Genomic DNA, 9564 nt, shown 5'->3' on the forward strand with positions numbered 1-9564 from the left:
GGCGGCGGGCTCGGGGGCGGCCGGCGCGGAGCCGGTGCCGGCGGGGCCGGGGGCCGGATCCACCGCGGTCGCCTGCCCGCCCGCCTGCCCGTCCGCCGCGGCCTCCGGCTCGTCCGGCCGCGCCCCGTCCGGCTCGTCCCGTGCCCCGGAGCCCGGCTCCGACGGCGACTGCTGCCCCGGCCGCGAGGAGGGTTTCGACGCCACGGCGTACGTCTGCAAGGACACCCCGTCGCAGTAGCACCAGCGCTCGTGCCGGGCGTCGTACAGCCAGACCGCGTCGCCGTCGACGACCACGCCCAGCCGGTTGCCCCGGGTGCGCCGGGCGAACGACTCGCCGTCCAGCTGCCCGGCGGCCAGCTCCTCCACCAGGTGCCGGTAGCGGGCCAGTTCGCCCTCGACGGCGCCCAGCAGCGGCCGCGGGTCCGCGGTCCGGGCGGCGGGCTGTGCGGCGGCCGGCGGCTCGCGCGGGACGGACAGCAGCAGCCGGCCGTCCACCCAGGTCGACCAGCCGTTGGAGCACAGCGCCAGCGCCCAGTCGCCCCGGCGGTCGATGACCTGGACGGGGAGCAGCGGGTCGAGCGGCGAGGCCGGGCGGGTGGTGTCCGGAGCCGACCAGGTCGCCATCCCCTCCGGTGGGACGACATGGCTGGGGAGGAAATCGGGCGAGGTCATCGGCGGCTCCCGGGCGCTACTCACGCATGATCTCGGGCTCGTGCCGCCGCAGCAGCCGGAGCACCACGAAGCCGAGGACCAGCGAGAGCACGACCATCATGCCCATGTTCAACAGCCAGATCCCCAGGGAGTGCTGGAACAGCGGGTCGGCGGTCCCCTGCGGTACGAGGCGGTGCAGATCGATGGTGCCCGCCATGGCGCCGAGCGCCCACCGGGACGGCACCAGCCAGGCCAGCTGCTCCAGCACCGGCACACCGGTCAGCTTCAGCAGCGCACCGCAGAACACGACCTGGACGATCGCGAGGAGGACCAGCAGCGGCATGGTGACCTCCTCCTTGCGCACCAGGGCGGACACGAAGAGGCCGAGCATCATGGCGGTGAAGGCCAACAGGGCGACCGCCAGGGTGATTTCGAGCAGGGGTGGCAGCAACACGCCCTTGCCGCCCGGGGCGTGCAGCTGGACGCCGAACAGCGCCACCAGGGTCAGCACCACGGCCTGGACGACCGTGATCACGCCCAGTACCAGCACCTTGGACATCAGATACGCCGAGCGGGACAGGCCGACGGCTCTCTCCCGCTGGTAGATCGTCCGCTCCTTGACCAGCTCCCGTACCGCGTTGGCGGCGCCGGTCAGCACCGCGCCGACGCACAGGATCAGCAGCGCGTTGATCGCGGCCGACCCCTTGGCGAGCGAGGACCCGGCCAGGGCGTGTGCCATCGCGCCCATCACGAACGGCAGCGCCACCATGATGACCAGGAAGGTCCGGTCGGCGGTCAGTGCCGCCGCATAGCGCCGCACCAGCGTGTTCAGCTGCTTGCCCCAGCTCTGCGCCTTGGGCGCGGCCACCGGACCGCGCGGCGCCTCGGGGGCGCGGGGCGGCTGGTGGGACTCCATGGCGATGTGCCGCCGGTGCTCCGGCGAGGCGCGGAACTCGCCCGCCCAGTCGCGGTCCTTGTCGTTCTCGAAGGCCTCGAACGCCTCCGGCCACTGCGCGTACCCGAAGTAGGGCAGCGCCTCCTCCGGCGGTCCGTAGTAGGCGATCGTGCCGCCCGGCGCCAGGATGAGCAGCCGGTCGCAGACATCGAGGCTCAGCACGCTGTGGGTGACGACGATGACCGTGCGGCCGTCGTCGGCCAGGCCGCGCAGCATATGCATGACGGAGCGGTCCATTCCGGGGTCGAGCCCGGAGGTCGGTTCGTCGAGGAAGAGCAGCGACGGCTTCGTCAGCAGCTCCAGCGCGACGCTCACCCGCTTGCGCTGGCCGCCCGAGAGGCTGTGGATCGGCTGGTCCACCCGCTCTTCGAGGCCGAGTTCACGGATCACCTCGTCGACCCGCGCCTGCCGTTCGGCCTTCGCGGTGTCCTCGGGGAAGCGCAGCTCGGCGGCGTAGCCCAGCGCCCGGCGCACGGTCAGCTGGAGGTGCAGGATGTCGTCCTGCGGGACCAGCCCGATGCGCTGCCGCAGCTCGGCGTAGTCGCGGTAGAGGTCGCGGCCGTCGTAGAGCACCGTGCCCTCGTCCGCGGGGCGCAGCCCGGTCAGCGCGTTGAGCAGCGTCGACTTGCCCGCGCCGCTCGGTCCGACCACGGCGAGCAGCGACTTCTCGCCCACCGGGAAGGACACCTGGTCCAGCAGCGTCTTGCGGCCCTTGTCGACGCGCACGGCGAGGTCCTGGACGTCCAGCGACACCTCGCCGGTGTCGAGGAACTCCTGGAGCTCGTCGCCGACCAGGGCGAACGCGGCGTGCCCGATGCCGACGATGTCGCCGGGGATCATCGGGGCGCGGTCCACCGGCTGGCCGTTGAGGTAGGTGCCGTTGTGGCTGTCCAGGTCGACGATCTCGAAGCCGTCCGGGCCCGCGCGCAGCTCGGCGTGCCGACGGGAGACCGTCAGGTCGTCGACGACCAGGTCGTTGTCGGGGCCGCGGCCGATCCGGGTGGTGCGGGCGGCCGGCAGCGGCATCACCGCGCTGGGGCGGCGGAAGGTACTGGTGCCCGCGGGGTGGGAGACGGAGGAGGGCCGCTCGACCGGGGCCGGCCGGGGGACCACGGAGAGCACCGCGCACGGCCCGTCCGCGGGGTTGCCGAACCGGATCACACTGCCCGGCCCGACGCCGGACTCGTGCACCCGACGCCCGTCGGTGTAGGTGCCGTTGGTGCTGTCCTCGTCCTCCACGGTCCAGTGCCCGGCCTCGGCGCGGAGCACCGCGTGGTGCCAGGAGACCCGGGCGTCGCTCAGCACGACCTCGCCCTCGGGGTCCCGTCCGACGTGGTAGACGCGGCGGGGGTCCATCACCTGGGTGCTGCCGCCGGACTCGACGACGAGTTCCGGCGCGGTGGACGCATCCTGCCGCTCGGACATACCAGAATTTTACGGCGGAGGGCTCTGCTCCGCCTCTTCGCGCGGCCCGCCGCGGCCCGTAAAGACCCTTCCCAAAGCGGCATTTCGCGGCATGGTCACGTTTATCCGAGCGAATACGACCGGTTACTCGCGAGAAAGGCCACAGGTCAACTAGGGTGAGCGATCCGATTGGCCGCACCCGCGAATTCCATGGAAATGCCGGAATGTGTTGCGTTGATCGAAGGACGTCCTGCCGAACCAGGACGACAAGTACAGCGCAGGGCTGCGTGGTGCCGGCAACACCGCAGAGCGTCGGCTTTGTAGGACCCGGCCGGCCCGTCCGCCCTCCGTGGTGCGGCGGCGCCGGTCCCTTCTTATTCACCTACCTCCTGAAGGCAAGGCAGAGATGGCACGAGTCGCCCGACAAGACCCCGAGCAGTTCTCCCGTGAAGGCACGCACCCGGTCGACGAGGTGCTCCCGGCGGGCAAGCTCACGCTCTACGGATTCCAGCACGTTCTCGCCTTTTACGCGGGCGCGGTGATCGTCCCGATCGTCGTCGGGAACGCCTTGGGCCTCTCCCATGAAGAGCTGGTCTATCTGATCAATGCGGACCTGCTGACCTGCGGTATCGCCACGATCATCCAGGCCCTGGGCGTCTGGAAGATCGGTGCCAGGCTGCCGCTGGTCCAGGGTGTCACCTTCACCGCCGTCTCCCCGATGATCGCGATCGGCCTGGGCGCCGGCGGCGGCACCGCGGGACTGCTCGTCGTCTACGGCGCGGTGATCACGGCGGGCATAGCGACCTTCCTCTTCGCGCCGTTCTTCAGCAAGCTGGTGAAGTTCTTCCCGCCGGTCGTCATCGGCACGATCCTCACCATCATCGGCCTCACCCTGATCCCGCAGGGCCTCCAGGACGCGGCCGGCGGGGCGAAGCTGATCGGGCACCCCGGGTACGGCGACCTCAAGAACCTCGGATACGCCCTGGGCACCCTGCTGTTCATCCTGGCCGTGGTCCGCCTGGGCAAGCCCTACCTGAGCAGCCTCGCCGTCCTGCTCGGCCTGGTCGCGGGCACCGGCGTCGCCTGGTGCCTGGGCGACGCGGACTTCGGCGCGGTGAACAACGCCGACTGGTTCGGCGTCAGCACGCCGTTCCACTACGGCATGCCGAAGTTCGAACTCTTCCCGATCATCGCCATGGTCGTCGTCATGCTGATCACCATGGTGGAGACCACCGGAGACGTCTACGCCATCGGGGAGATCACCCGCAAGCGGGTCGACAACGCCACCGTCGCCAGCGCCCTGCGCGCGGACGGCGTCGCCACCGTGCTCGGCGGCGTGCTCAACTCCTTTCCGTACGTGGCGTTCGCCGAGAACATCGGCCTGGTGCGGATGTCGAAGGTGATGAGCCGGTTCGTGGTGGTCGCGGCCGGCTGCTTCATGATCGTGATGGGGCTGCTGCCCAAGGCGGGCAGTGTGGTGGCCGCGATTCCGCATCCGGTGCTCGGCGGCGCGTCGATCGCGATGTTCGGCATGGTCGCCACGGTCGGCGTCCAGATCCTGGGCAAGGTGGACCTGCGCGAGGAGCGCAACGCGCTGATCCTGGCCGTCAGTTTCGCCGCCGCGCTGCTGCCCAACGCGGTCGAGCCGTTCTTCCAGCGGATGCCGGAGGACCTCCGGGCGGTCCTCGACAGCGGGATCACCCTGGGCAGCCTGACGGCCGTGCTCCTGAACCTCTTCTTCAACGTCTTCACCCGCCGCCGGACGATGGAGATCGACTGGGACGAGATCGAGGCCGACGAGCCGGACGAGGCCCCCCGGCCCATGGACGCCTATCCGCCCGCCGACCCGTACACCCCGGCCGCCCCGTACGGCGCCTCCGGTCAGCCGACCCAGCCCGGCGTCCCCGGCGCGCACCCGAAGCCCGGCGCCCCGGGTCCGCACGCCCCGCAGCAGCCGCACGCCCCGCAGCACCCGCAGCAGCCGCAGGGCCCCCAGTGGGGGCCGCCCGGGCACTGAGGCCGCCGGGTCCGCCAACGGCCGCGGGCGGGGCGGGACTTGTCACCAGGTCCCGCCCCGCCCGTTTCCGTGCGCGTCCGCCGCTCCGTACCCCTGTCGTGCCCGCCGGGCCCCGTCCCGTCAGTGCGTGGGCACGGTGTGGAACGGCGGTGCCTCGCCCGCGTCCCCGATCAGCTCCCAGAAGTGGTCGACCAGCCGGCGCAGATACGCCGAACGCTCGGCGGCGACCTGCTTGAGGCGGGAGTCGTCGTTCCGCGCCACCACATGCCCCATGTACCGCTCGGAGAACTCCGCGAACTCCGCGTGCATCGTGCGCAGCGCGTCGCCCACCCGGGTCTTGTTCAGCGTGGTGATCTTGGCGACCGGGCCGACGTGCGACTTCCAGCGCCCGTCGATGGCCGTCCGCAGGTGCCCGGCCAGCTCGTCGTTGTGCCCCATCACGCCGATCAGCTTGCGCAGCGACAGCCCGAGCGCGTCCACCAGCGCCTTGGTCTGCCGGTAGTCGCCGGTCCACTGCTGCGCCGCCTCGGCCGCGCGGTAGTGGGCCGGGTCCATGCCGATCACCTGCGACAGCCGCTCCACGCTCAGCTGGCGGGCCATCCGGTGTTCGGCGAGCGTCCGCGGCTCGACACCCATCAGCACCGTCGGCGGGCACCACAGGACATCGGCCAGGGCGAACAGCTGGGGTTCGGTCGGGAACTGGGAGCCGTACTCCCAGGCCTCGACCAGCTCGGGACGCACCGGCGCTCCGCACGCCGTCATGGCCTGGGCCACCTGAGCCGTGCTCAGGCCCACCCGGGCCCGCGCGGATCTGGCCTCGGCGGGGGAGAAGGGAGTGCTGTACACGTGCGGGACACCTCGCTGCACCCGGCGGACGAAGGGCGCTTGGGGGGGACTGGAGCTGGAGGAACATCCAGGAGCGGGCAGATTAACAGATGGTCCATACGTACGAATCTCCAGTTCGCCCTTCGGATTGAAGGCGTGCGGGGCCCTGGAGACCGCGGTGCGGGGGATGTGCACTATCTGTCCGATGTCACGCCTCAACTCGCTTACCGGGTATAGCCGATGGCTCGGCATTTACCGGGCGGTAGCGATTCTTGGGACCGGGTGGTCGTCAGGACGTGACGGGAGCGTGATGCGGGCGCCGGGCGCCGCCGCTCAAGGGGGCGGGCCGCGCCGGCCGTCTCCGGGCGGGGCGAGGCGGGGCGCACATGGCACGGCGCCGCCCCCGGCAACTGCCGGGGACGGCGCCGAAGAAGCCGGGCTCAGAACGCGGAGTGGGCGAACCAGCGCGCCGGCAGCTCCTTGTCGCCCGCGAGGCGGACGGTGTCCGCGTCGCTGCCGAGGCGGCCGTACAGCAGGAGCAGCAGGTCCGCGGCGGGCGCCTCGACTGAGGCGTCGGCGGAGCCTGCTCCGTCCCGCGGGACGAGGCCGAAGCCGTCGGGCGCCAGCCGGACCAGCCAGTCGCCGGCGGTGTCCGTGCACCGGAAGCGGAGCGTCTCGCCGTTGCCGCGCAGCTGTGCCACGCCCGGGGCGAAGGAGCCCGCGAACGGCAGATTGACCAGGAACTCGTCCACGCCGTCGGCCGCGAGCACGGGATCGACCACCGGGCGGAGGCCGAGGGCGTGTTCGGCGTCGGTGCGGTGCACCAGCGTCTCGAACAGCATCCGCCGCATCCAGAAGCGGGCGTGCTGGTCGACGCCCCAGGCCCACATCGCGGAGTCCGGATCGATCCCGTCGAAGGCGTCGGCCGCCACCGCCGCGCTCGCCGCCAGCCAGTCCGCCCAGCCGCGGGCGTCCGTGCCGTCGGCGGGCAGCCGCCAGTCCACCTCGCGGCTGCGCGGCGGCTCCTGGACGCGGCGGCGCAGCAGGCCCGAGAACATCCGCTGCACGTTGCCGGTGTGACCGACGAGGTCCACCAGCGTCCAGCCGGGGCAGCCCGGCACCGGGACCGACAGGTCGGCGCCGTCCAGTGCCGCCGCGAACCGCGCCGTCTCCGCCGCGACGGCCGCGCGGTGCGCGGCAGGGGTGACGGCCGTCCGGCCCGGGGTGTCCGAGGTGTTCATGGTGCCGCTCTTCCGCTCCGTGCGGCCCGGCGACCTTGCCGGCCGGGCCCTTGCGGGCAGCCTGCCACAGCCGTCCGCGGGTCCCTGCCGGCCGCCCGGGTCAGCCGACGTGCACCCGCGGGCGCCGGGCCGGGTCGGGCTCGGCGCGGCGCAGCACCTCCCGGGTGACCGGCGCGACCTCGCCGTCGCCGAAGACCAGGAAGCGCAGCAGATGGCTGAACGGGTGGCCCTCGGTCCAGTTGAAGTAGGCGTGCGGGACCTGGCCGGAGTACGCGCGCAGCCGCATCAGGACGGCGGCGATGGTGTTGGCCACACCGGCGCCCTCGACGCGCAGGATCTGCGCCCCGTACCGCTCCTCGCCCCGCACGTGCAGATCCGTGGTGAAGTCCGAGGAGTCCCGGACGGTGACCTCCAGGAACAGCACCGGCCGGCCGTCGGGGATGTGGGTCTCCTCGCGCTGGCTGTACTCCTTCTCCCGGTACTCCGCCGCGTCCCGCTCGTCGGGCTCGTTGGCGATGACCCGCAGCGGCCCGGCCGCCATCGCGGCGCCGATCAGCCGCTCGGCCGTCTCGTCGAAGTCGACGTGCACGGCGCGCAGTTCGAAGGCCCGGTGGACACGCGAGGCGAACGAGGTCAGCAGGATGCCGAGGATGAACAGCAGCGCGATCTTCAGGCCGTCGGGCCGCTCGATGACGTTGGTGACCAGCGTGTAGCCGAAGACCAGGGTGATCGCGCCGAACCCGAGGGTGGCCGCGCGCAGGCGGCGGTGGCGGGCGGCGACGGTGGAGGCGAAGGACGCCGAGAGCATCAGCACCAGCACGCCGGTGGCGTAGGCGCCGCTCTGCGCGTCGACGTCGGCGTCGAAGAAGACGGTGATGCCGAAGGCCGTCGCCAGGAAGATCAGCACCAGCGGGCGCACCGCCCGGGCCCACTCCGGTGCCATGCCGTAGCGCGGCAGATAGCGCGGTACGAGGTTGAGCAGTCCGGCCATCGCCGAGGCACCGGCGAACCACAGGATGGCGATGGTGGAGAGGTCGTAGACGGTGCCGAAGGCCTCGCCGAGGTTGTGGTGCGCCAGATAGGCCAGCGCACGCCCGTTGGCCGAGCCGCCGGGCGCGAACTCCCGCTGCGGGATGAGCAGTGTGGTCGCCAGGCTCGACAGCAGCAGGAAGCCGCTCATGACCAGCGCCGCGGTGGTCAGCAGCCGGCGGGTGCCGCGGATCCGGCCGGCCGGGCGCGCGGGGGTGTCGGCGGCGTCGCCCTGGATCTGCGGCATGACGGCGACACCGGTCTCGAAGCCGGACATGCCCAGCGCCAGCTTGGGGAAGACCAGCAGCGCCACCCCGACGATCGCCAGCGGCGAGGAGTGCGCGGCGGTCATGGCGCCCCACCAGTTGTCGATCACCACCGGGTGCGACAGCACCTGCCAGGCCGAGGTGGCCAGGACGACGACGTTCAGCACCAGATAGGTCCCGACCAGGCCGACGGCTATGCCGATCGCCTCACGGAAGCCCTTGAGGAACACCGCGCCCAGGGCGGCCAGCAGCACCAGGGTGATCCACAGGTTCGCGCCGTGCAGCAGCGGAGGGGCGAACGGGTTCTCCACGACGTGCGCCGAGGCGTCCGCGGCCGACAGCGTCATCGTGATGATGAAGTCGGTGGCGGCGAACCCCAGCAGCACCAGCACCAGCAGCTTGCCCGCCCACCACGGCAGCAGCCGCTCCAGCATGGCGATCGAACCCTCGCCGTTCGGGCTCTCCTTGGCGACCCGGCGGTAGACGGGCAGGGCGCCGAACAGGGTCAGCGCGATCAGGACGAGGGTGGCGAACGGCGAGAGCAGCCCGGCCGCCAGCGCGGCGATGCCCGGCTGGTAGCCCAGCGTCGAGAAGTAGTCGACACCGGTCAGGCACATGACCCGCCACCACGAGTGCCCCTTGTGCTCGGCCGGCGGGGTGCCGTGCGGGCCGGGGTGGCGGGCGGCCTGGCTGCTCAGTCCGTCCAGGAGCCAGGCGCGCCACCGCCGGGAGGTGGTGGCGGGAGGCGTGGGGTCCGCCTGGGCAGTGGTGGTCATCTGGGTACGTCCTGCCGGTCTTCGGTCATCGGTTCGGGCAACGAGCAGCGAGTATGCATCACCGTGCGAACCGTGCCGCGGCCCGCCCCGCGCCGGACGACATCGGCCCGCGCCGCGCAGGGCGTCGGCGGCGCGTCAGCACGGCGTCAGGAAGCGTCCGCCGCCCGTACGCACGGCGTTAAGGACCGGGCCGCGGCGTCCGCACGCGCCCCGCGGCGCGCACGCTGGCGGCAAGGGCCCACCGCGGGGCCGACGGGACCGTCCCGGTCCGCCGCGGGGGCCGCAGCAGGAGGTGTTCCCCGTGGCCGTTCTCCACCGGCCGGTGCCCGCGCACCGCCCCCGCTTCCACCCGCCGCGCCGGCGGGCGCCGCCCCGCGCCCGCCCACGAGCTGGCCCTGCC

6 protein-coding genes are annotated in these 9564 nt (G+C 72.4%); 1 reads left to right on the forward strand and 5 read right to left on the reverse strand.

The features are described 5' to 3' along the window. Both IEY78_RS33180 and IEY78_RS33185 read right to left on the reverse strand, forming a co-directional pair. On the reverse strand, positions 1-672 hold a 672-nt coding region (locus tag IEY78_RS33180; protein WP_229700327.1), incomplete at its 3' end, for a hypothetical protein. A gap of 16 nt (positions 673-688) precedes the next feature. Next, a complete protein-coding gene (locus IEY78_RS33185; RefSeq protein ID WP_189104703.1) occupies positions 689-3031 on the reverse strand; it encodes an ABC transporter ATP-binding protein/permease in 2343 nt (780 codons plus the stop codon). Positions 3032-3416: 385 nt separating this feature from the next. Here IEY78_RS33185 and IEY78_RS33190 point away from each other — a divergent pair, with 385 nt between their 5' ends. After that, positions 3417-5027 (forward strand): nucleobase:cation symporter-2 family protein, encoded by a 1611-nt coding sequence (locus tag IEY78_RS33190; protein WP_189104704.1) that lies wholly within the window; start codon positions 3417-3419, stop codon positions 5025-5027. 120 nt (positions 5028-5147) lie between these two features. Here IEY78_RS33190 and IEY78_RS33195 read toward each other — a convergent pair whose 3' ends face one another. The 3 genes from IEY78_RS33195 to IEY78_RS33205 all read right to left on the reverse strand — a co-directional run bounded on the left by IEY78_RS33195 (position 5148) and on the right by IEY78_RS33205 (position 9164). Further along, on the reverse strand, positions 5148-5873 hold the full coding sequence (locus IEY78_RS33195; protein ID WP_229700328.1) for a transcriptional regulator: 726 nt from the start codon (positions 5871-5873) through the stop codon (positions 5148-5150). 419 nt (positions 5874-6292) lie between these two features. Next, entirely contained in the window at positions 6293-7093 is an 801-nt protein-coding gene (locus tag IEY78_RS33200) for a maleylpyruvate isomerase family mycothiol-dependent enzyme (protein ID WP_189104706.1), read from the reverse strand. Between the two features lie 100 nt (positions 7094-7193). Next, complete coding sequence (locus tag IEY78_RS33205) at positions 7194-9164, reverse strand: APC family permease (protein ID WP_189104708.1); 1971 nt, start codon at positions 9162-9164, stop codon at positions 7194-7196. Positions 9165-9564: the final 400 nt, after the last annotated feature.

It is taken from the genome of Streptomyces kronopolitis (assembly GCF_014646275.1).
Taxonomy (GTDB): domain Bacteria; phylum Actinomycetota; class Actinomycetes; order Streptomycetales; family Streptomycetaceae; genus Streptomyces; species Streptomyces kronopolitis.